Origin of the sequence: Mycobacterium sp. VKM Ac-1816D (assembly GCF_000416385.1) — a bacterium.
GTDB lineage: Bacteria > Actinomycetota > Actinomycetes > Mycobacteriales > Mycobacteriaceae > Mycobacterium > Mycobacterium neoaurum_A.
On record NZ_AOHQ01000131.1, the window covers coordinates 18,713 to 39,127 of the forward strand.

The window sequence follows — 20,415 nt, forward strand, 5'->3', positions numbered from 1 at the left end:
ATGCACGGACAGCTCTATGACGAGGCGTTGGACGGCCGTCGATGTTGGATCCGCGACGAAGACGGTGAACTCACCCAGCTGCCGGTTCAGCACTGGATGGTGGGCGGGCAGACCGATCAGGTCTTCGATCAGGCCATCGTGGGATTGTGTTCCGGGCCCACCATCGATCTCGGGTGCGGGCCGGGCCGTCTGCTCGTCGGCCTTGCCCAACGCGGCCTGCCCGCCCTCGGCGTCGACAAGTCCTCTGCAGCGGTCGAATTGGCGCGCAGCAGTGGAGTCACCGCGTTGTGCCGGGACATGTTCGGCCCGTTACCGGGCGTGGGCCGCTGGCACACCGCCCTGCTCGCCGACGGCAATATCGGCCTCGGCGGTGATCCGTGGCGGGTGTTGCGCCGTGCCGGGGAGATGCTGCGGGCCCGCGGTGAGTGTCTCGTCGAATTCGATGCGTCGGCCTCCGGGGTCACCTCCCGCTGGGTGCGGCTGGAATCGGCGTTCGATATCGGTCCGTGGTTCAAATGGGCGTCGGTGGGTCTGGACTGTGCCGCGCGTATCGGTGCCGATGTCGGGTTCACTTTGCGCACAGTGCATCCCATCGGTGATCGGGTGATCGCGAGACTGGTGACCCGGTGACCGGCGGGCGCGATGTCGCCGTGACCGCACGGGTCGGCATCGCGCTGGGAATCACGGTGGCGGTGTGTTTCGTGACGGGCCTGCTCAGCCACGCCATCGCGCATCCGTCACCGTGGTTCGGCTGGCCGGTGGCGCCGGTGTGGTTGTACCGGTTCACCCAGGGACTGCACGTCGCCTGCGGTATCGCGGCGATCCCGCTGGTGGTGGTCAAGCTGTGGTCGGTGTGGCCCAAGCTGTTCGTGCGCAGCAGGAGCCGCGGGAGACTCGGTGTACTGGTCCGGCTGCTGGAGCGTGGATCCATCCTGGTGCTCGTGGCGGCCATCCTGTTCGAGCTGAGCACCGGGCTCCTGAACATCGCACAGTGGTACGTCTTCGGGTTCTACTTCCCGCCGGTGCATTACGCGATGGCCTATGTCGCGGCCGGCGCGGTGCTGGTGCACCTCGCGGTGAAGCTGCCCGTCATCCGCCGGGCGCTCGGGGAATCCGTCGACAAGGACGGAGGGGCCGGGTATGCACGCACCGGGCCGAGTCGGCGGACCGTGCTGCGCGGTACCTGGTTGGCCGTGGCGGTCGCCACCGTCGCGACGGTCGGTCAGACCGTCCCGCTGCTGCGGCGGGTTTCGGTGCTCGCGCCACGTTCCGGCGAAGGGCCACAAGGAGTTCCGGTCAACCGAACGGCGTTGGCCGCGGGTGTGGTGACGACCGCCTCGGCCTCGGATTACCGATTGACCGTGGTCGACGGCTCGCGTGCCAGAACCTTCACCCTCGATGAGTTGCGGGCCATGCCCCAGACGACACAGCACCTGCCCATCGCGTGTGTGGAGGGCTGGAGCGCCGGCGCGCAGTGGAGCGGTGTGGTGTTGGCCGACTTGCTTGCCGCCGTCGGTGCGGACACCGATTCCGATGTTCGGATGGTGTCGCTGGAGCCTCCGGGACCGTACTCGCGGACCGTGCTGCCTGCACGGCATGTGCGGGACGCCCGGACGCTCGTGGCCCTCCGGATCAACGGCGAGACACTGAACCTCGACCACGGTTACCCGTGCCGGCTGATCGCGGCGAGCAGGCCGGGAGTGCTGCAGACCAAATGGTTGTCACGCATCGAGGTCTTGCGATGACGCTCATCCGCGTCATCCTCGCGCTGACCGGTGTCATCCTGGCGGGATACGGGGTCGTGCTGTTGTCCGACAACCCGCCCGCGGTCATCGCCCGCATCCTCATCTGGGCGGTGGTGGGTGTGGCCATCCATGACCTGGTGTTCGCACCGCTCTGCGTGGCGGCCGGCTGGGTCGGACGGCGGGTGATCCCGAAGGCATGGCAATCACCGGTCGCGGTGGCCGGCCTGTGCAGCGTGGTGCTGGTGATGTTGGCGATCCCGGTGTACGACCGCCCGGGTCTGCGGCCGGACAATCCGAGCGTGCTCGACCGCAACTATCCGCTCGGGCTGTGGACGGCGTTGGCGGTGGTGTGGTTGTGCGTACCGGCGTCTCACCTGTTGCGGCGGCTACCAGTTCGTGAAGATCAGGTGATTGATCGCCAGCGCGCCGACGATGTTGAGCCCCAACCACCAGCGGTGTGAGCGGACCGGGAGCAGCGCGGCCGCCGCGGTCAACCACACCGTGAACGGCAGCCAGATGCGTTCGGTCTCGGCCTTGCTCAGCATGCTCAGGTCGGCAAGCACGATGGACAGCAACGCGCCGGTCAGCAGCACGTGCACCCCCGACCGACTGCGCAACGCCGTGATGTCGAGTACCCGGCCGAGGCCGGCCACGCTGCCGAGTCCGATGGCGCAGATCGTCGACGCGAAGTTCGCCCAGCCCCAGTACTGGAACGGGCGGTCGTTGGCGATGCCCTGCCAATATCGTTCCTGCACCAGGAGGTAGCCGTCGAACCACCAGAAACCGGTCGCGTAGAACGCCGCGACCACCGCCAGCGCGGCGAGCGCGGCCGCCCCCAGGCTGCGCAGCGCCGCCCGCACGCTGGGTGCGGTGATCAGCACCGCGACGGCGGGCACCGCCATCAACCCCAATCCGTAATTGAGGAAGATGCCCCAGCCCAGCAGCAGCCCTGCCGCGGCCGCCGTCGGCACGGGCCACCGCGCTGTGCCGTGCACCGCCAGCGCGAGCAGCGCGATACCCCAGGCCGCGACCCCGGCGAAGTACCCGTCGGCCGATACCGCGATCCAGATCGCCGTCGGCGCCACCGCAACGAAAGGCGCGGCCCGGCGCGCCATCGATTCGTCGGCGACGGCGCGCAGGGCGATCAGGATGGCGGCCGCGGCGCTGGATCCGACCAGTAGACAGAGCATTCCGGCCCAGGCGCCGCCGCCCAACCCGATACGGTCCAACCAGACGAAGGTCAGCAGCGCGCCGGGGGGATGGCCGGAGACGTGGGTGATCCACGAATCCGGTTGATAATCGAGGATTCTGGACGAGAAGGTGCGCAGCGCCTCGGGTATGTCGGTAATGCTCGGCACCTGGCGCAGGTATTCGTGGCGTGCGGTCAGGCGCCCGGCGAAGCCGCGCTCCCAGCCGTCGATCATGGCCAGCGAGAACGCCCACAGCGCCGAGGTGCCCCACGCCACGGCCACCAGCGCCCGCCACGGCAGGCGCGCAGCTACCGTCGGGCCCCACAGCACCGCGGCGGCACCGATCAGCACGGCGCCGAGGGAACCCCACCCGACGTGCGGATCCCACCATCCGAAGATCGGCGCGGTCTGCGCGAAATCGCGGATCCGCTCGGGTGTGCTGTTGATCAGCGGTGTGATGGTGCCGAGATCCAGGTGCGGGACCACGAAGGCCGCGACCAGCACGATCACTCCGATGGTCAACGCCACGAGTTCGCGTCGGCCGATGCGCATGGCTCCACACTATGGGCGCCCGCGGTGGACCCGGTGCCGAACCAACTTGACACGTGTCCATAATGGGCGGATGGCACCCACATCCACGTCGGACTTCTGCGCCGCCTACGGCATCGACTTTCCGCTGTTCGCCTTCAGCCACTGCCGCGATGTCGTCGCCGCGGTCAGCAATGCCGGCGGATTCGGCGTCCTGGGCGGTGCCGCGTACTCACCAGAGCGGCTGGACCAGGAACTCACCTGGATCGACGAGCACGTCAACGGCAAGCCCTATGGCATCGACATCATCGTGCCCGCCAAGTTCGAGGGCAAGGGCGAGACGTTGTCCAGCGACGATCTGGCCTCGCGCATCCCGGAGAGCTACCGCGACTTCGTCAACAAGCTGCTGGCCGACCACGGTATCGAACCCGATCCCCGGGTGCGCACCGGCAAGCCCGTGCTGTCCGGCGGCAACGGTGCCGAGCTTCTCGAGGTGGCGATGAGTCATCCGATCAAGATGATGGCCAACGCGCTCGGTGTGCCGCCGGATTACATGATCGAGGCCGGCCGTGAGCGCGGGATTCCGGTCGCCGCGCTCGTCGGGGCCAAGGAACATGCCGTCAAGCAGGCCGCCGCCGGTGTGGACCTGATCGTGGCGCAGGGCACCGAGGCGGGCGGGCACTGCGGCGAGGTGAGCACGCTGGTGGTCGTGCCCGAGGTGCTCGACGCGTTGGCCGAGATCGGCAGTTCGACCCCGGTCCTGGCCGCGGGCGGCATCGTCACCGGCAGGCAGATGGCCGCCGCCGTCGCGCTGGGGGCCGTCGGCGCGTGGACCGGCTCGGTATGGCTGACCACCGAGGAAGCCGAGACCGAACCCCACACCGTCACCAAGATGCTGGCCGCCAGCTCGCGCGACACCGTGCGCTCGGCCGGTCGCACCGGTAAGCCCTCGCGGCAGCTGCGCTCGGACTGGACCGATGCCTGGGCACCCAACCCGGGTGGGCAGCAGCCGCTGCCGCTGCCGTTGCAGAACATGCTCTCCGAGCCGGTGCTGCGGCGCATCGATGCCCTGGCCGATCAGGGGCACGAGGGTGCGCGGGCGCTGTCGACGTATTTCGTCGGCCAGGGCGTGGGCCTGATGACCAAGGTCAAGCCCGCCCGCGATGTGGTGCTGGAGTTCATCGAGGATTATCTGGCCGCGACCGAACGGCTGAGCGGCTCGCTACCCGACTGACGGCGACGCCGGGCGATAATCGAGGCGTGCCGCCAACCGAGATCGTCCTGCTGGTGGTCGTCGCACTGCTCGGCGCGGCGCTGATCACCTTCCTGGTGCTGTTCCTCGTGACCCGCCGTCAACTCGGCAGGGCACGCGCGCAGCTGGCCGAACTGCTGGCCGAGCAGGAGGGGCGGCGCCGTCGCAGGCGGCGCGGGGTGGCGCCGATGGCCATCAAGACCGTGTTCCAGACGGCGGACATGATCATCACCAAGGGGTTGGGCGCCACCGTCCGCAACTCGATCGAGGACCTGGCCGGATGGGCGAGGGTGGAGCGGCCGGATCTGGCCCGCCTCACCGCGGACGGCCGGGTCGTCATCGTCTTCTCCGATATCGAGGGCTCCACCGAGGCCAACGCGGCGATGGGGGACCGGGCCTGGGTCCGACTGCTCGGCAAGCACAACAAGCTGGTCGAATCGCGGGTCGCCAAGCACGGCGGACACGTCGTGAAGAATCAGGGCGACGGTTTCATGATCGCCTTCGCCGACCCGGAGAACGCTGTGCGGTGTGCCGCCGACATCCAGGAGGCGCTGGCCGACTCGTCGCGCTGGGAGTCCATCCGAGTGCGCATCGGTGTGCACATGGGCACCTCGGTACGGCGCGGCGACGATCTGTTTGGACTCGACGTGGCGATGGCGGCCCGGGTCGCCGGTCAGGCCGACGGCGGGGAGATCCTGGTCAGCGAGCCGGTGGCCGCCGCGGTCGGCGATCTGGACGATATCGCGCTCGGGTCACCGCGGGAGACCGAACTCAAGGGGCTGCGCGGGACGCACTCGCTGTATCCGCTGCTTCCGCTTGCCGAGTTGCCGGCTTCGCCGCTTTGACGAGCTTGGCGGTCCATTCGGCACCCAGTTTGACCAGGCCCGATTCCGGATACTGGACGTGAGCGTCCCAGTCCCTGCCCAGTGAGCAGACCGGATCCGCCGGGGCGCACAGATCGGCCGTGCGGGCGCCGAAGATCGTGCTCATGCGGGTCAGCGGATTGCCGATCCGCGCCGACGGGTTGCCGAACACCACGATCGAGGTGATGTGCGGGACTGCGGCCGCGGGCAGCGGCGCGGTGTAGCCCAGTCCGGCGATCGGGGCGGTCGCGACAACGTCGACCACGGCGGCGCCCTGGGAGTAGCCGCCCAGCACGATCTTGGTGTCCGGGCATTGCGCGACGATGGTCTGGACCCGCTTGCTCATATCGTTGGCGCCCACCGCCGCCTTCATGAAGTCCCAGCTGGCGGGGTATTTCACGGCGTATGTGGTAATGGTTTTGCCCTTGAGCATGGGGCGCAGCGAGTCGACGAACGCCTTGCCGACCTTGCCGATACCGGCCGGTTCGTCGGTTCCGCGGGCGAACACCACTTCGACGTCGGAGCACTCGGGGGCGGCCGATGCGGTCGCGGCGGTGGCCGGACTGAGCAGCAACATGAGCGCCAGTCCGGCGGTGGCGAGCATGGTCGGGAGTCGCGCGGCCATTTCTCTCCTCGGGGTGGCGCCGGCCCTCTACCGGCACCTCATGAGTTCCCATTATTCACAAAAATCACTCTATTAACATCCGTGACAGTTATTTGTGGGCACCGACACGCGCGACAACGGTGGTTCGGGACACATTTCTGAGCGCAGATCTGATGCAAATCAGTGCAATGCGGGATCGGCCAGTGGGGCCTCGCCGCGGGCCTGGAAGATCACCTTGCGCGCGATCTCGACGGCGTTGTCGGCGAACCGCTCGTAGAACCGACCGAGCAACGCGACATCGGAGGCGGACTGCACACCGTGTGGCCAGCCATCGGTCAAGACGGTGGTGAGCAGTTCACGGTGCAGGTCGTTCATCACGGCGTCGTCGCGCAGCAGGCGCTCGGCCTCGGCGGCGTCATCGCCGAGCACGGCCCGGCAGGCGGTTTCGGCCAGCGTGATGGCCTGCTCGCCCATCTCGGCGAACAGGTCGCGCGCCGTTTCCGGGGCGGGACCGGTTTTGGCGATGTTCGCCGCCAGCGCGCCCATCCGGTCGGCATTCGCGGCGATGGAGAACGCCGACATCACCACCCGCAGGTCGTGCGCCACCGGCGCGTGCAGAGCCAGCAGGGCGAACGCACTCCTGTCGATGCGCCTGTTCAGCTCGTCGAGCCGGTGCAAGGTGGCACGTACCCGGGGTGCGGCGTCGACATCTGCGTGCACAACGGCGGCCGTGGCATCGACCGCGCTGACGGCGGCCAGCGCACACATCTCACCCAGATCGGCTGTCAGCCGATCGATCTGGGCGATGAATGCGGTACGCATGATCGGTCGAAGTACCCACGAAGGCGGGCTGCCAAACTGAACCGATGTCGGTTGTGCGTGTGGCGGCCCCGATCGGGCTGGCATTCCTGCCGTTGGGTGCGGCGCTGGGATTCCTGGTGGTACACGCCGGACTGGCGTGGTGGTGGGCCCCGGTCTTCGCCGCGGTGATCTATGCCGGCTCGCTGGAGTTCCTGATGGTGGGGCTGGCCGCCACCGCGGCCCCGGTGGCCGTGGTGGCGTTGACGACGCTGATCGTCAACTCGCGGCACGTGTTCTATGCGCTGTCCTTCCCGCTGCACCGGGTGCGCGGTCTTGCCGGCAAGGCGTACAGCACCTATGTGCTCTCCGACGAGGCGTTCGCCGTCGCGGTCAGCCCGGAAGCCGCCACCTGGACCTCCCGGCAGATCCTCGGCATGCAGTGCGGTCTGCACCTCACCTGGACCCTGTCGGCGGGCCTCGGCGGTCTGCTCGGGTCGGCGCTGCCGATCGATCGGCTCAGCGGGCTCGAGTTCGCGTTGACCGCGCTGTTCATCGTCCTGGCCATCGAGGCGTACCGGCAACACCCGGACCGTGGCACCGCGCTGGCTGCGATTGTCTGTGCGGTCGGTGCCTGGCTGCTGGCGCCGGAGCAGATGCTGCTGTGGGCGTTCGCCGCATTCACCGTCCTGCTGGTGGTGCGAATGAGGGTGACCCGTGCCTGACACCGCGTATATCGCGCTGCTGGTCGGGGTGGCCGCCGCGCTCACCTGGGCGCTGCGGGCACTGCCGTTCGCCGCGCTTGCGCCCATGCGCCACAGCGCCGTGGTGCGGTACCTGAGCCTGCACATGCCGCTGGGGGTGATGGTGATGCTGGCCCTCTACACCGTGCGTGATGCCCCGGAAGCCACTGGAGGTCAACAACTCTGGTTGCTGATCGCGATCCTTGTGACGGTGGGTCTGCAGCTGTGGCGGCGGCACGCGCTGTTGTCCATCTTCGCGGGCACCGTTATTTATGTGGCGCTGATGTCGCTGTCCTGACAGAGTGTGGCGCCGTGAGTGTCCCGTTCTGTGGCATCGAGTTGGCCCGGCGTATCGAACATGCCGAGGCCGCACTGATCAGCGCCGCGGTGGCCGCGGCCATGCGGCGCGGCACCGGCGGTTTCGCGATACCGGTGGCAGGCGGGGTCGCCGCCTACGGTGAACCGGACGCACCCTTCAACAAGGTGGCCGGCCTGGGTTTCGCGGGGGTACCCACCGGCGCTGAACTGGGCGCGGTCGAACAGGCCAACAGCGAGCGTGGCGCGCCCACCGTGGTCGAACTGAGCAACCTGGCCGATCCGGAGATCCTGGCGTTGCTCGCCGGTCGCGGGTACCGCGTGCTGGCATTCGAGGATGTGCTGGGTCGGGCCCTCGATGGTGTCGCACAGGCGATTCCGGACGAGATGGAGATCCGGCCGGCGCGCTCGGAGGAGATCGACGCCTGGGTGGACGTGATGGCCGAGGGGTTCGCGCATCCCGATGGTGCGGGGGTGCCCAGCCCGGAGGAGTTCGGCCGTGACGTGATCGAGCGTGCGCACAGGGATTTCACCACCGCGGGCGTCACCGCCTATGTCGCGATGCGCGACGGGCGGGTCGTGGGGGGTGGCAGCCTGCGCCTCACCTCCGGAGTGGCACAACTGACGGGAGCCGCGACCGCACCGGCGTACCGGCGGCGCGGAATCCAGACCGCGTTACTTGCGGTCCGGCTGCGCGATGCCGCCACCGCGGGTGCCGATATCGCGGTGGTCACCACCTCGCCGGGCTCGACATCGCAGCAGAACGTGCAGCGCAGCGGTTTTCACCTGCTCTACACCAGGGCCGTCCTGGTGCGCGCGCCCGATCAGTAGAGCTGCTTGCGGTAGTTGTCCTCGCTGTAATAGGCCTCCAGCTCGGCAAGTGACTGTTCGGCCTTGAAGGACTTGGCCAGCTGCGCGGTGCTGGGCACCGACTCCGGGTTCCAGGTCTCGGGCTTCCAGGCATCCGAACGCAGAAACGCCTTCGCACAGTGGAAGAACACCTCTTCGACCGCGATCTCCAGGGCCAGGATCGGTCGTTTTCCCTGCACCGCGAGCGCATCGAAATAGTCTGCGTCCGAAACGATTCGGCCCGTGCCGTTGACCCGGACGGTGTCACCGCGGCCGGGGATCACGAACAGCGTGCCCACATGCGGGTTCTGCAGGACGTTGAGATAACCGTCGACCCGTTTGTTGCCGGGACGCTCGGGAATGGCGATCGTCGAGTCGTCGATGATGTGCACGAACCCGGGCGGATCACCCTTGGGCGAGACATCGACGCGGCCATCGGCATCGGTGGTCGCCACGAAGCACAGCGGCGAGTTCTGCAGCCAGACCCGGTGCACATCGGCCAGCACGCCGGACACCTTGTCGGCCACCGCTTGGTGCGGGTGCCCGACGATCGCTCGGAGTTGTTCGACGGTGGTCACCTCAGTTGCGCTCACCCGCTCCATCATGCCCGCCGAAGCGTTCGATCAGGGCGCGCCGATCGAGCTTGCCGATACCGCGCCGGGGCAGGGCGTCGACGATGTGCAGCTCGCGGGGCGCGGCCGTGGGGGGCAGCGTCAGTCCGACGTGGGTGCGCACCGCGTCGATATCCGGTGCGCCATGTCCGGGTGCCGGCACGATCGCGGCGACGACCCGTTGGCCGAGCCGCTCGTCGGGCACCCCGAAGACCGCGCACTCGGCGATGGCGGGGTGGGTGGCCAGCGCATTCTCCACCAGCTGTGGCAGCACGGTGAGTCCGCCGGTGCTCACCGCATCATCGATGCGGCCCAGGATGCTCAGCGTCCCGGCGTCGTCGAGGACGCCGATATCGTCGGTGCGAAACCAGCCGGGCTCGGCGAACGGGTCGGGTGTCACCGGATTGCGGTATCCCGAGGCCACCACCGGCCCGCCGAGCACGACCCGGCCATCGTCGAGCCGGATCCGCACACCGTCCAGGGGCTGCCCGTCGTAGACGCAGCCGCCGGCGGTCTCGCTCATGCCGTAGGTGCGCACGACCGGTATCCCGGCAGCGGCGGCACGCTCGCGTATCCCGGCAGGCAGCGGGCCGCCGCCGATCAGCACGGCATCGAGTTCGGCCAGTGCCGCGGTGGCAGCCGGATCGGCCAGCGCCTTGTCCAGCTGGTTGGCCACCAGCGAGGTGTACCGCCGTCCCCGCCCCATCCGGGCGACCGCGGCGACCAGGTCGGTCGGGGTGAAGCTCGCGGGCAGGGCGACCACGCTGCCGCCCGCGACGATGCTGCGGACCAGCACCTGCAGCCCCGCCACGTGGTAGGCGGGCAGGGCGAGCAACCAGTTTCCGGCGCCGCCGAGCCGGTCATGGGTGGCCGTCGCCCCGGCGATCAGCGCGGCCGCCGAGAGCTGGGCACCCTTGGGCGTGCCGGTGGTTCCCGATGTCGACACCACGACCGAAATATCGTCGGCGATGGGCTCTCCCGCGCGCAGCGCGGCGGTCAGCAGGTCACGTTGGCGCGCATCGTCTGCCGGCACCGGCAGGCGCGCCGCGGTCCCGCGCAGGGCGGCCTCCAGCTCCGGCAGGATCGTCGTGGCCGCGGAACCGGTGCCGACGGGCAGCGGAGTCAGGATGGTGATGGCGGGTCCTCGGGTTCGGGCGGGCGCGGATCATCGAGCGGCCAGCCCTGCCTGGCCAACCGGCGCCGCACCCGCTCGATGTCCTCGGCGCGGGGCAGTTCGTCGGTGATCTCGGTGATCATCACCTTGAGGTCGATGTGATCGACGGGCGCACCGTCGAGGTGGGCACGGTTCATCAGATCCCGGGCGACGGCCTCGGCTTCCTCGTTCGTCAGCCTGCGGGTCAGCAGCGCCATCAACGGGACACGATCGGGCCCCGGCACCCCTTCCGGGTAGCCGGCGGTCAGCCAGGCGGCGATGCGCGCCAGGAAACCGTTCACGCATCCGAAGCCTGCCAGATACCAGCCCAATCCGCTGCGTCGGCCCGCCAGTCGGAACGGGACGCGGCGTCCAGATGAACGTTTGGTGAACACGGTCACCGAAACAGCTGAAATCCCAGCTCAGCGATGACGGGCAAGTTGTCCGTAATTACGCGAAATGCTGAGGGATGTCTCAGGATTAGGGCCATGAGCGCAGAGCTGATCATCCTGGTGCTACTGATTGCCACGGCACTTGCATTCGACTTCACCAACGGCTTTCACGACACCGGCAATGCGATGGCCACCTCGATCGCCACGGGCGCGCTCAAGCCGAAGACCGCGGTTCTGCTTGCCGGTGTGCTGAACCTGATCGGCGCGTTCCTCTCGGTCGAGGTGGCGGTCACCGTCACGACCTCGGTGCTCAAGGTCCAGGACAGCAAGTCCGGCCAGTTGCTCCCCGGTATCGATGCCTCGACGGGTTTGACGATCATCTTCGCCGGCCTGATCGGCGGCATCCTGTGGAACCTGCTCACCTGGTTGTTCGGCATCCCCTCCAGCTCGTCGCATGCGCTCTTCGGCGGACTGATCGGTGCGGGCCTTGCCGCGCTCGGGCTGGCCGGGGTCAACTGGTCCGGCGTCACCCAGAAGGTGCTCATCCCGGCAGTTGCCGCCCCCGCGATCGCCTGCCTGGTCGCCGGCTGCGGCACCTGGCTGGTCTACCGACTGACCCGCAACGTCGCCGAGAAGCGGCGCAAGGACGGTTTCCGCTGGGGGCAGATCGCCACCGCCTCATTGGTCGCGCTCTCGCACGGCACCAACGACGCGCAGAAGACGATGGGTGTCATCGCGCTGGCGCTCATCACCACCGGCCACCTGACCGGTGACGTGAAGGAACAGGGTCTGCCGTTCTGGATCATCTTCAGCTGCGCGGTGGCCATCGGCCTCGGTACCTACCTGGGCGGCTGGCGGGTCATCCGGACACTCGGCAAGGGCCTCGTCGAGATCGAGTCCCCGCAGGGTTTTGCCGCCGAGGCCTCCTCGGCCGCCATCATCTTGAGCTCGAGCGCTGCGGGTATGGCGCTGTCGACCACCCACGTCGCCACCGGCTCCATCCTGGGCAGCGGTGTCGGCAAGCCGGGTGCGGAGGTGCGTTGGGCGGTGGCCGGCCGGATGGCGGTGGCCTGGCTGATCACGCTGCCCGCCGCAGGCCTGGTCGGCGCGTTGTCCTACTGGTTGTCCCACGGGGTCAAGACGCTGACCGGTTCGGCATTGGTGGGCGACGGTCTCATCTTCGCCATCCTGGTCGCGCTCTCGGGCTACATGTGGTGGCGCGCGCAGCAGCAGAAGGTCGACCACAGCAACGTCAACGCCGATTGGGACGACTCGACCAACTCGGTCATCCCGGCCGATCTGCGCGACGACGCCGTCGCCAAGCCCACCGCATCGGTCTGAGCCGGCCCCGATAGTTCACTGAATCAAAGGATTTCACATGTCTTACCTGGAGAGCATCCTCAAAGTGCTCGGTGTCGGACTGGTGCTCGGTGCGGGTCTGCCTGCGGTCTTCGCGCTCGGCCTGGTGGCCTACTCGCGCGGTGCCGACGGTCCTGCCGGTGGCGATGCGACGGCCGCGGCGCCGAACCCGGCGTTCAAGTTCCTCGGTATCGGGCTGTTCGTCTTCGTCGGATGGGTGATCCTCACCGCGGTGCTGTGGATCACCAGGGCGACGATCATCCACCACACCGGAATCGACCTGTTCCCGTTCCTGCCGAAGAAGTGAGACTGCGATGACGGAAAACAAGAACGTCCTCGACAATGTGCTGAACTGGCTGCACCAGGGTTATCCCGAGGGTGTCCCACCGACCGATTACTTCGCGCTGCTCGCACTGCTCAAGCGCTCGCTGAGCGAAGACGAGGTCGTGGCTGCGGCCAAGTCGGTGCTGCGCTCCAGTGACGGCATCAGCCCGGTGACCGAGGCCGAGATCAGCGGAGCCATCCAGCTCGTCACCGACAAGGAACCGAACCCCGAAGAGATGCATCAGGTTGCCTCGCGGCTGGCCTCGGTGGGCTGGCCGCTGGCGCCGGCTCCGGCCCGCTGACACACGCACGGAAGTCCCGCAGCAGGATTTCGCGTAGGTGGGGCGCCGGGATGTCCCGCAACCCCGGGTCGGTCGTACAGAAGTAGAGCCCGGTGCAGGCCACTGACAGTGCCACTCGTTGCGCGTCGGTGGTTTCGGTACCGGACAGCAGGGCCCGCAGCCGGTCCGCGAGTGCCTCCAACTCGCCGTGCCGGGTGACCAGTTCGTCGACGACCGGGTCACCCCGGAACAGGCAGCCGGCGCGCCGGTGGTCGACGGCCACGTCGACCAGGCCGCGGATCGCGGTATCGCGACGGCCCTGCGGTGACGGTTGCGCCTCGGCGTGTTCGACGACCCCGGCGAAGGCATCGAACAGCGGTGTCAGCAGGGCCAGGACGATGTCGTCCTTCGACCGGAACTGGTAATACACCGCACCTTTGGCGACGCCGAGCCGATCGGCGATCATGCGCAGTGACGTGCCCTGCACGCCGTGCTCGGCGAACAGTTCGACGGCGGCGTCGATGACCCGCTCGCGCGCGGTCCGAGTGTCCTGTCCGCGCGCGGTGGTGCGTCCGCCGAGCATCTGGCCCCCTTCGCGGTATGCCGATCGACTTGTCCATATTCAAGCATGGGTCCTGCCAAAATTAGCCGTTCGGCTTGCTTGAAGTTGGCCAACTGTATAACTTGTGTGAGTCCGATGGCCGAGGTGCGTCATCGGCTCATGTGTTGGTCGGCACTGCGGAAGGACGTCGGGAGAATGCAGCTGCTCAAACGGGTGTGGTTACCGCTCGTGGTCGTCGTGGTCGTCGGAATCGGCGGCTTTTCGGTGGACCGGATACGCGGAGTCTTCGCCTCCGACCCCCCGTTGGTGACGCCGGTGAACTTCGCCAACGACCCCGAGCCGTTCGATCCGAAAGTGGTGACCTATGAAATCTTCGGTCCGGAAGGTGCAGCTGTGGACGTGAACTACGTCGACCTCGCCGGTGAACCGCAACGGGTGGACGGCGCGGTCCTGCCGTGGTCGGTCACCCTGCAAACCACCGAGCCCTCCGCGGCGGCCAACATCGTGGCGCAGGGCAAGACGAGCTTCCTGGGTTGCCGCGTGCTCGTCGACGGTGAGCTCAAGGACGAGCGCACCGTCTCCGGCACCAATGTCCAGACCTTCTGCATCGTGAAGTCCGCATGAGCGGGGGGCACGGCGGCGAGCCGCCTATGGGGCACGGCGGCGAGCCGCCTATGGGGTACGGCGGTGACGCACCCACCGGGCCCATCGCGGTGCAATCACCGCATCAGACAGCACATTTCGGCCGTGTCGCCAGGGTGTTCCGCAAGCTGGCGGTGCCGTTCATCCTCGGCTGGATCGCCGTTGCGGTCTTCCTGAACGTCGCGGTACCGCAGCTGGAAGCGGTCGGCGAGATGCGTTCGGTGTCGATGAGCCCCAAGGAAGCGCCCGCGGTCATCGCCACCGAGCACATCGGAAAGGTGTTCCAGGAGTACGAATCCAACAGCTCGGTGATGATCGTGCTGGAGGGGCAGCAGCCGCTCGGCGCGGACACCCGACGGTACTACTCGGAGCTGATCGCCAAGCTGGAGGCCGACACGGCCCACGTCGAGCACGTCCAGGATCTCTGGAGCGACCCGCTCACCGCGACCGGCGTACAGAGCGGTGACGGTAAGGCCGTCTACGTCTCGGCGAACCTGGCCGGAAACCAGGGCGAAGCAAAGTCTCTGGAGTCCATCGAGGCCGTCAAGAACATCGTCGAGAGCATGCCGCCGCCCGACGGTGTGCAGGTGTTCGTCACCGGGTCGGCGGCCATGACGGCCGAGCAGACCGAGGCCAGCCACGGCAGTATGCGCCTGATCGAGGCGCTGACCTTCCTGGTCATCATCGTGATGCTGCTCATCATCTTCCGCTCCGTCATGACCATGGTGCTGATGATCGTGATGGTGGCCGTGAGCCTGCTGACGGTGCGGGGCGCGGTTGCCGCGCTGGGGTATTACGAGGTCATCGGTCTCTCGACGTTCGCCACCGGCTTGCTGGTGACATTGGCCATCGCGATCTCGGTCGACTACGCGATCTTCCTCATCGGCCGGTATCAGGAGGCGCGCAGCGCCGGTGAGGATCGAGAGCAGGCCTACTACACCATGTTCGGCGGCACCGCCCATGTGATCGTCGGCTCCGGTCTGACCATCGCCGGTGCCACGTTCTGTCTTAGCTTCACCCGGCTGCCGTACTTCCAGACCCTTGGAGTGCCGCTGGCCGTGGGCATGCTGGTGCTGATCATCACGGCCATGACCTTCGGGCCTGCCATCATCACCGTCGGTGGACGGTTCTTGGATCCCAAACGCGCTACCCGCGTGCGGGGTTGGCGCAAGGTCGGTGCGGCCGTGGTGCGCTGGCCCGGACCGATCCTGATCACCAGCATCGCGGTCTCGCTGATCGGCCTGCTGGCACTGCCCGGCTACAAGACCAGCTACAACGACCGTCTCTATCTGCCGGATGACATCAGCTCCAACGAGGGTTATGCCGCCGCCGAACGGCACTTCTCGCCGGCCCGGTTGAACCCGGAGATCCTGATGATCGAAAGTGACCGGGATCTACGGAATCCCGCCGACTTCCTGGTGATCGAGAAGATCGCGAAGGCCATCTTCCAGGTCGACGGAATCGGGCGCGTGCAGACCATCACCCGGCCCGACGGCACCCCGATCGAGAACACCTCGATCCCGTACATGATCAGCCAGAACAGCACGCTGCAACGGTTGAACGAGAAGTACAACCAAGATCGCACCGCCGATATGACCAATCAAGTGGCCGATATGGACCGGACCATCGCCAGCATGGACAAGATGCAGACCATCACCGAGCAGATGGCCGACACCACGTCCAAGATGGTGTCCTCGATGGACGTCATGGTCGGCGATCTCGAGGAGATGCGCGACAGCATCGCCAACTTCGACGACTTCTTCCGGCCGATGCGAAACTATTTCTATTGGGAACCGCACTGTTTCAACATCCCGATGTGCTGGTCCATCCGGTCGGTCTTCGACGTGCTCGACGGCATCGACGTGATGACCGCGAACATGAACGACATGATGCCGCAGATGCATCGGCTCAACGAACTGATGCCGCAGATGATCGCGATCATGCCCGAGATGAAACAGACGATGGTCAACATGAAGGAAATGATGCTGACCATGCAGCAGACCCAGGCGGGTATGCAGGAGCAGCAGCGCATCATGAGCGAGACCTCGACCGAGATGGGCAAGGCGTTCAACGACGCCATGAACGATGACTCGTTCTATCTGCCCGCCGAGGCGTTCGACAACCCGGATTTCGCAAAGGGTTTGGAGCAGTTCCTGTCCCCGGACGGGCACGCGGTGCGATTCATGATCAATCACGAGGGCGACCCGATGTCGGCCGAGGGGATCGAGAAGATCGAACCGATCAAGACCGCGGCCAAGAATGCGATCAAGGGCACCCCGCTGGAAGGGTCGACGATCTATCTGGGCGGCACCGCGTCGACGTTCAAGGACATGGCCGACGGCACCCGCTACGACCTGTTGATCGCCGGTATCGCGGCCATCTGCCTGATTTTCCTGATCATGTTGCTGCTCACCAGGGCCATCGTGGCCGCGGCCGTCATCGTGGGGACCGTGGTGCTTTCCCTCGGTGCGTCTTTCGGCGTGTCGGTGCTGCTGTGGCAACACCTGCTCGGTATCGAGCTGCACTGGATGGTGTTGCCGATGGCGGTGATCATCCTGTTGGCCGTCGGCGCGGACTACAACCTGCTGGTGGTGTCGCGGCTCAAGGAGGAGATCCATGCCGGGTTGCACACCGGCATGATCCGGGCGATGGGTGGCAGCGGCTCGACGGTCACCGCGGCCGGAATGGTGTTCGCGTTCACCATGATGGTGATGGCGGTCAGCGATCTGACCATCATGGGCCAGGTGGGCACCACGATCGGTCTGGGCCTGTTGTTCGACACCCTGGTGATCCGGTCGTTCATGACACCCTCGATCGCCGCGCTGATGGGCAGGTGGTTCTGGTGGCCGCAGCAGGTGCGTCAACGTCCCAAGCCGCAGGCGTGGCCACCCATTCAACGACGACCCCAGGATGTGTTGGTGTGATGAGGAATTCACGGATCGCTTCGATGTTGGCCGCCGGTGCCGTGGTGACGGCGTTCGCTGCCGCGCCGGTCGCCCAGGCCGACCGCGACGAGGCCTTCGCCGATCAGTTGCACAGCTACGGCATCTACGGGCAGAAGGATTTCAACGCCTGGATCGCCAAGATCATGTGCAAGCGCCTGCATCGTGGGGTGGATGCCGACGTGTTCGCCTCGGCCGAGTTCGTGCACGACCAATTGCAGACCGGGTCGAGCACCGAGCAGGCCTGGCAGTTCGTCGGTGCCGGTATCCCGGCCTACTGCCCCGAGCTGGCGCACCTGTTGACGCAGGCCGGCCAGGCGGGGGTGTGAACAGCATGTCCCGTAACAGGTGTGCGCTGGCTGGGCTCGCCGCGGCTGCCGTGGTGACGTTGGCTCCCGGGGTGGCGGCCGCCGATGCAACCGACGAGTATCCGATCCCGAGCAATATGCTCAAGACCACCTGCACGGTGGATCAGTACATGGCCGCGGTACGCGATACCGATCCGGTGTACTACGAGCGCTACATGATCGACTACAACAACAAATCCCCGGAAGTGCAACGGGCCGCCCGTGATCGGATCACCTGGTTCTTCTCGATGGACTATGCGGGACGGCGGCAATACTCCGAGGACACCGCCACCAACGCGTTCTACGAGCAGCTGGCCTGGAACTGGCCGAACTGGGCCAAGCTGTTCTTCAACAACAAGGGCGTTGTCGCGCACGGGACCGCGGTGTGTGCCGGCTACCCGCCGGCCGATCCCGGCGTCTGGATCTGGTGAGTGCGGCTCGTCAGTCGAAATACGCAGGGTCCCGCAGCAACTGCTGGGTGGCGGCCAGCAGCGTGCGGTGCAGATCCTCGTCGCTGACATCCTCGAGCGCCTTGTCGGTGACCGCGGCGTAGACCCCGTTGGTGACCATCGAGATGACCACCCGCCCCGCGGGTCCGTGCCCACCGCCCAACAACAGATTGGTGAAGCGCTCCACGAGATCACTGAGGTCCTCGCGGGCCTCGACCATGCTCTCCAGCACCGGATCGCCCGCCAGCACCGCGGCCAGCCGACGGTTGCGCACGCTGAACTCGATGAAACCGCTGATCGCGATCTCGCGGCGGGTGCGCGGATCGGCAACGGCCTCGGCGATGGTCACCACCCGGGCCATATCGTCGAACATCGGTTGCGCCGCGGCGGCGACGATCTCTTCCTTGGAATGGAACTGGTAGTACACCGAGGCCTTACCGACCCCGATGCTGTCGGCGATCATCTGCAGGGTGGTGCCGCTGACACCGTGCTCGCCGAACAATGTCAGCGCGGCCTCCAGCACCCGCGTCCGTGCCGTGCCGCGTCCCAATACCGATTTGGCCACCGTCAGCTCCGGGTATCCCTGCGCAACGGGTGGTCGTCGGGGACCTGGACGAAGATCAGCGTCACACCGTCGGGGTCGGTGACGTGCATCTCGTGCAGTCCCCACGGTTCCCGGACCGCGGCCCGGGCGATCTCGACGCCGCGGCCGGCCAATTCGCCCTGGGTGGCGTAGACATCGCGCACCTGCAGCCACAGGCTCCCGCCCGCCGACGGCCCACCGTGGCCCGCCAGTTCGATCAACGATTGGCCGGCATAGAACACGGTGCCGCCGGAGTACTCGCGCGCGATGGCCAGCCCGATGCGATCGCGGTAGAACTCCACCGATCGCCGGTAGTCGGCCGGCCGCATCAGCATCCGGCTGGCCAGGATCTCCATACCCATGTGTCTATCACGCGATCCCGCGTTCCGGCGGCAGCGACGGCCTCTCTCAGGCACCCCGGTCGGCGGCCCGCAAGCCGATGGTGAAGGCGGCCTGGTCTTCGAAGTCCAACGGGTTGCGCCCGGTGATCTGACGGATCCGCGACAGCCGATGCCGCACGGTGTTGGTGTGCAGGAACAGCTCGCGCGCGGTGTCGATCAGCGAGCCGTTCGCGGCCAGGAACACCCGCAGCGTGCGGATGTGTTGGGTGCCACGATCACGATCGAGTGCCAACAGCGGGTCGATCAACTGTGTCTTGAACGGGGTGAGCCGACTGGGCGGCAGTCCCTCCAGCAGGCTGGTGAAGGTGCTCAGCTGGTCGGGCCCGATGCTGCCGCCGCGCTGCCTGGCCAGATCCAGCGCGACCCGGGCCTGGCTGATCGACGTGCCCAGTTCGCTCAGGGGTGCCGCCGTCGCGTGCCCGGAGGGCATGGCCAGATCGGCGGCCGTCTCGATCGGCTTGTGGGTCCCTGCGCTGAGCACCAGACACACCTCCGGGGCGTCGGCGACCAGGGCGTCGGGGAGGGCCATCGACAACAGCGCTCCCGCACCGGCGGGCCAGGCCGAGCAGTCGATGTCCTGCGCCGCCAGTCCCGGCCAGTCCAACAATTGGTGAAGTGCGTCGGGGAGCAGCATGCGTCGTTCGACCAGTGAGAGCAGCTGGCCGATGCGTTCACGGGAGAGCGCAGCCTCGATATCGCGCTCGCCCTGTGAGGCGGCCAGGAACCGGGCGATGACCTCCAGTACCGCCGCCTCGGGAGGATCGCCGCGGCCGACCCACACCAGCGTGCCCATCCCGTCGGCCGCCGCGGCCACCGCGTCGGATTCGATCGGGGCTCCCGGGGGCTCCAGCAGGAAGTAGCAGCCCAGCACGTGCCCGGCCCGGTCCAGCAGCTCCCGACTGGACTCACGGCGGCGCTGTGAGGAAAGCAGTTCGGGCACAAGCGCGTTGGTGGCCCGGGCGGTGGCGACCGCACCGCCGAACCGGAAATCGGCGATATAGCGGCTGACCGTCGCGAACGGTACCTCCGGCGGTGCGACCAACAGTGGCAACCCGTGGTCGCGGCACGCGTCGATCAGGGCCTGCGGCGCCCCATCATGCACATCGCCGATCCCGAAACAGATGCCCGCCGCCCCCGCGGCGTGCACCGACTCGACGAAGGCCGCACTGTCGGCGGGGGCCTGCAGGCTGATGCCGACCGTGCAGACCAACTCGCCACCGCGCAGATACCGCGACGGGTCGCGCAGCTCGGTGGTGTGCGACCAGGTGATCGGGCGGTCCGTCGCGGCGGGCCCGGTGTCGATACGGTGCAGCCCGAGTCCCGAGCGTTCCAGCAGGTCGGCGAACGTCGGCGCACGCGACTCGTCGTCGGGACCGGACCCTGCCATCGGTCGATCGTAACGTCGTTGTCATCTGTGCACCCGGTTCGGTTGTGCGATCCTCCAACGGTGAGCAGCACCGGTGGTGGGTTCGCAGCGTCTTC

Annotated in this window: 25 protein-coding genes; 15 read left to right on the top strand and 10 right to left on the bottom strand. The window is 67.4% G+C overall.

Annotated features, from left to right (window positions below):
- Genes G154_RS09895 through G154_RS09905 form a run of 3 tightly spaced genes read left to right on the top strand, consistent with a single transcriptional unit; the run spans nucleotide 1 to nucleotide 2,206 of the window.
- Entirely contained in the window at nucleotides 1–630 is a 630-nt protein-coding gene (locus G154_RS09895; protein ID WP_019513846.1) for an SAM-dependent methyltransferase, read from the top strand.
- Nucleotides 627–1,745: a molybdopterin-dependent oxidoreductase gene (locus tag G154_RS09900; RefSeq protein WP_019513847.1), complete on the top strand. Its 1,119-nt coding sequence runs from the start codon at nucleotides 627–629 to the stop codon at nucleotides 1,743–1,745. Before G154_RS09895 ends, G154_RS09900 begins: the two co-directional genes overlap by 4 nt.
- A complete protein-coding gene (locus G154_RS09905) occupies nucleotides 1,742–2,206 on the top strand; it encodes a hypothetical protein (RefSeq protein WP_019513848.1) in 465 nt (154 codons plus the stop codon). The genes G154_RS09900 and G154_RS09905 overlap by 4 nt, the downstream gene beginning before the upstream one ends.
- Here the strand turns inward: G154_RS09905 and G154_RS09910 are convergent.
- Nucleotides 2,132–3,487 (bottom strand): hypothetical protein, encoded by a 1,356-nt coding sequence (locus G154_RS09910; protein WP_019513849.1) that lies wholly within the window; start codon nucleotides 3,485–3,487, stop codon nucleotides 2,132–2,134. The two genes, G154_RS09905 and G154_RS09910, sit on opposite strands and share 75 nt — an antisense overlap.
- Nucleotides 3,488–3,557: 70 nt before the next feature.
- On the opposite strand from G154_RS09910, the gene G154_RS09915 reads away from it, so the two are divergent.
- A complete protein-coding gene (locus tag G154_RS09915; protein WP_019513850.1) occupies nucleotides 3,558–4,697 on the top strand; it encodes a nitronate monooxygenase in 1,140 nt (379 codons plus the stop codon).
- A 26-nt stretch (nucleotides 4,698–4,723) separates the two neighbouring features.
- Nucleotides 4,724–5,560 (top strand): adenylate/guanylate cyclase domain-containing protein, encoded by an 837-nt coding sequence (locus G154_RS09920; RefSeq protein WP_019513851.1) that lies wholly within the window; start codon nucleotides 4,724–4,726, stop codon nucleotides 5,558–5,560.
- Here G154_RS09920 and G154_RS09925 read toward each other — a convergent pair.
- Nucleotides 5,487–6,182 (bottom strand): cutinase family protein, encoded by a 696-nt coding sequence (locus G154_RS09925; protein ID WP_069566728.1) that lies wholly within the window; start codon nucleotides 6,180–6,182, stop codon nucleotides 5,487–5,489. The two genes, G154_RS09920 and G154_RS09925, sit on opposite strands and share 74 nt — an antisense overlap.
- A 180-nt stretch (nucleotides 6,183–6,362) precedes the next feature.
- On the bottom strand, nucleotides 6,363–7,004 hold the full coding sequence (phoU, locus tag G154_RS09930; RefSeq protein WP_019513853.1) for a phosphate signaling complex protein PhoU: 642 nt from the start codon (nucleotides 7,002–7,004) through the stop codon (nucleotides 6,363–6,365).
- Between the two features lie 44 nt (nucleotides 7,005–7,048).
- Here phoU and G154_RS09935 point away from each other — a divergent pair, with 44 nt between their 5' ends.
- Genes G154_RS09935 through G154_RS09945 form a run of 3 tightly spaced genes read left to right on the top strand, consistent with a single transcriptional unit; the run spans nucleotide 7,049 to nucleotide 8,869 of the window.
- Nucleotides 7,049–7,705: an AzlC family ABC transporter permease gene (locus tag G154_RS09935; RefSeq protein WP_019513854.1), complete on the top strand. Its 657-nt coding sequence runs from the start codon at nucleotides 7,049–7,051 to the stop codon at nucleotides 7,703–7,705.
- Nucleotides 7,698–8,021, top strand: coding sequence for a branched-chain amino acid transporter permease (locus G154_RS09940; RefSeq protein ID WP_019513855.1), 324 nt, complete (start codon nucleotides 7,698–7,700; stop codon nucleotides 8,019–8,021). Before G154_RS09935 ends, G154_RS09940 begins: the two co-directional genes overlap by 8 nt.
- A 14-nt stretch (nucleotides 8,022–8,035) precedes the next feature.
- On the top strand, nucleotides 8,036–8,869 hold the full coding sequence (locus G154_RS09945) for a GNAT family N-acetyltransferase (RefSeq protein ID WP_019513856.1): 834 nt from the start codon (nucleotides 8,036–8,038) through the stop codon (nucleotides 8,867–8,869).
- On the opposite strand, the gene G154_RS09950 is transcribed toward G154_RS09945, so the two are convergent.
- Genes G154_RS09950 through G154_RS09960 form a run of 3 tightly spaced genes read right to left on the bottom strand, consistent with a single transcriptional unit; the run spans nucleotide 8,863 to nucleotide 10,953 of the window.
- Entirely contained in the window at nucleotides 8,863–9,489 is a 627-nt protein-coding gene (locus G154_RS09950) for a pyridoxamine 5'-phosphate oxidase family protein (RefSeq protein ID WP_019513857.1), read from the bottom strand. The genes G154_RS09945 and G154_RS09950 overlap by 7 nt on opposite strands.
- The gene (gene menE / locus G154_RS09955; RefSeq protein ID WP_234713054.1) at nucleotides 9,467–10,579 is read right to left on the bottom strand and encodes an o-succinylbenzoate--CoA ligase; all 1,113 of its coding nucleotides are present in this window, start codon (nucleotides 10,577–10,579) and stop codon (nucleotides 9,467–9,469) included. The genes G154_RS09950 and menE overlap by 23 nt, the downstream gene beginning before the upstream one ends.
- Before the next feature lie 41 nt (nucleotides 10,580–10,620).
- Entirely contained in the window at nucleotides 10,621–10,953 is a 333-nt protein-coding gene (locus tag G154_RS09960; RefSeq protein ID WP_023985280.1) for a DUF3349 domain-containing protein, read from the bottom strand.
- Between the two features lie 186 nt (nucleotides 10,954–11,139).
- On the opposite strand from G154_RS09960, the gene G154_RS09965 reads away from it, so the two are divergent.
- Genes G154_RS09965 through G154_RS09975 form a run of 3 tightly spaced genes read left to right on the top strand, consistent with a single transcriptional unit; the run spans nucleotide 11,140 to nucleotide 13,028 of the window.
- Nucleotides 11,140–12,384 carry an inorganic phosphate transporter gene (locus G154_RS09965; RefSeq protein WP_019513860.1) on the top strand — a complete coding sequence of 415 codons (1,245 nt, stop codon included), beginning with the start codon at nucleotides 11,140–11,142 and terminating at the stop codon, nucleotides 12,382–12,384.
- A 37-nt stretch (nucleotides 12,385–12,421) separates the two neighbouring features.
- Nucleotides 12,422–12,709: a hypothetical protein gene (locus G154_RS09970; RefSeq protein ID WP_019513861.1), complete on the top strand. Its 288-nt coding sequence runs from the start codon at nucleotides 12,422–12,424 to the stop codon at nucleotides 12,707–12,709.
- 7 nt (nucleotides 12,710–12,716) lie between these two features.
- Nucleotides 12,717–13,028, top strand: a complete 312-nt coding sequence (locus G154_RS09975) for a DUF3349 domain-containing protein (protein WP_019513862.1) — start codon at nucleotides 12,717–12,719, stop codon at nucleotides 13,026–13,028.
- On the opposite strand, the gene G154_RS25960 is transcribed toward G154_RS09975, so the two are convergent.
- Nucleotides 12,934–13,590, bottom strand: a complete 657-nt coding sequence (locus tag G154_RS25960; protein WP_081649972.1) for a TetR/AcrR family transcriptional regulator — start codon at nucleotides 13,588–13,590, stop codon at nucleotides 12,934–12,936. The genes G154_RS09975 and G154_RS25960 overlap by 95 nt on opposite strands.
- Nucleotides 13,591–13,764: 174 nt before the next feature.
- Here G154_RS25960 and G154_RS09985 point away from each other — a divergent pair, with 174 nt between their 5' ends.
- Genes G154_RS09985 through G154_RS10000 form a run of 4 tightly spaced genes read left to right on the top strand, consistent with a single transcriptional unit; the run spans nucleotide 13,765 to nucleotide 17,931 of the window.
- A complete protein-coding gene (locus G154_RS09985; RefSeq protein WP_023985281.1) occupies nucleotides 13,765–14,193 on the top strand; it encodes an MmpS family transport accessory protein in 429 nt (142 codons plus the stop codon).
- 50 nt (nucleotides 14,194–14,243) lie between these two features.
- Nucleotides 14,244–17,135 (top strand): RND family transporter, encoded by a 2,892-nt coding sequence (locus G154_RS09990; RefSeq protein WP_019513866.1) that lies wholly within the window; start codon nucleotides 14,244–14,246, stop codon nucleotides 17,133–17,135.
- Nucleotides 17,135–17,482, top strand: a complete 348-nt coding sequence (locus G154_RS09995; RefSeq protein ID WP_023985282.1) for a DUF732 domain-containing protein — start codon at nucleotides 17,135–17,137, stop codon at nucleotides 17,480–17,482. The genes G154_RS09990 and G154_RS09995 overlap by 1 nt, the downstream gene beginning before the upstream one ends.
- 5 nt (nucleotides 17,483–17,487) lie before the next feature.
- Nucleotides 17,488–17,931, top strand: a complete 444-nt coding sequence (locus G154_RS10000; protein ID WP_023985283.1) for a DUF5078 domain-containing protein — start codon at nucleotides 17,488–17,490, stop codon at nucleotides 17,929–17,931.
- Between the two features lie 10 nt (nucleotides 17,932–17,941).
- Here G154_RS10000 and G154_RS10005 read toward each other — a convergent pair whose 3' ends face one another.
- Genes G154_RS10005 through G154_RS10015 form a run of 3 tightly spaced genes read right to left on the bottom strand, consistent with a single transcriptional unit; the run spans nucleotide 17,942 to nucleotide 20,320 of the window.
- Nucleotides 17,942–18,514: a TetR/AcrR family transcriptional regulator gene (locus tag G154_RS10005; RefSeq protein ID WP_023985284.1), complete on the bottom strand. Its 573-nt coding sequence runs from the start codon at nucleotides 18,512–18,514 to the stop codon at nucleotides 17,942–17,944.
- 2 nt (nucleotides 18,515–18,516) lie between these two features.
- Nucleotides 18,517–18,888, bottom strand: a complete 372-nt coding sequence (locus G154_RS10010; RefSeq protein WP_023985285.1) for a VOC family protein — start codon at nucleotides 18,886–18,888, stop codon at nucleotides 18,517–18,519.
- Between the two features lie 52 nt (nucleotides 18,889–18,940).
- Nucleotides 18,941–20,320, bottom strand: coding sequence for a PucR family transcriptional regulator (locus tag G154_RS10015; RefSeq protein ID WP_019513871.1), 1,380 nt, complete (start codon nucleotides 20,318–20,320; stop codon nucleotides 18,941–18,943).
- Nucleotides 20,321–20,415 lie beyond the last annotated feature (95 nt).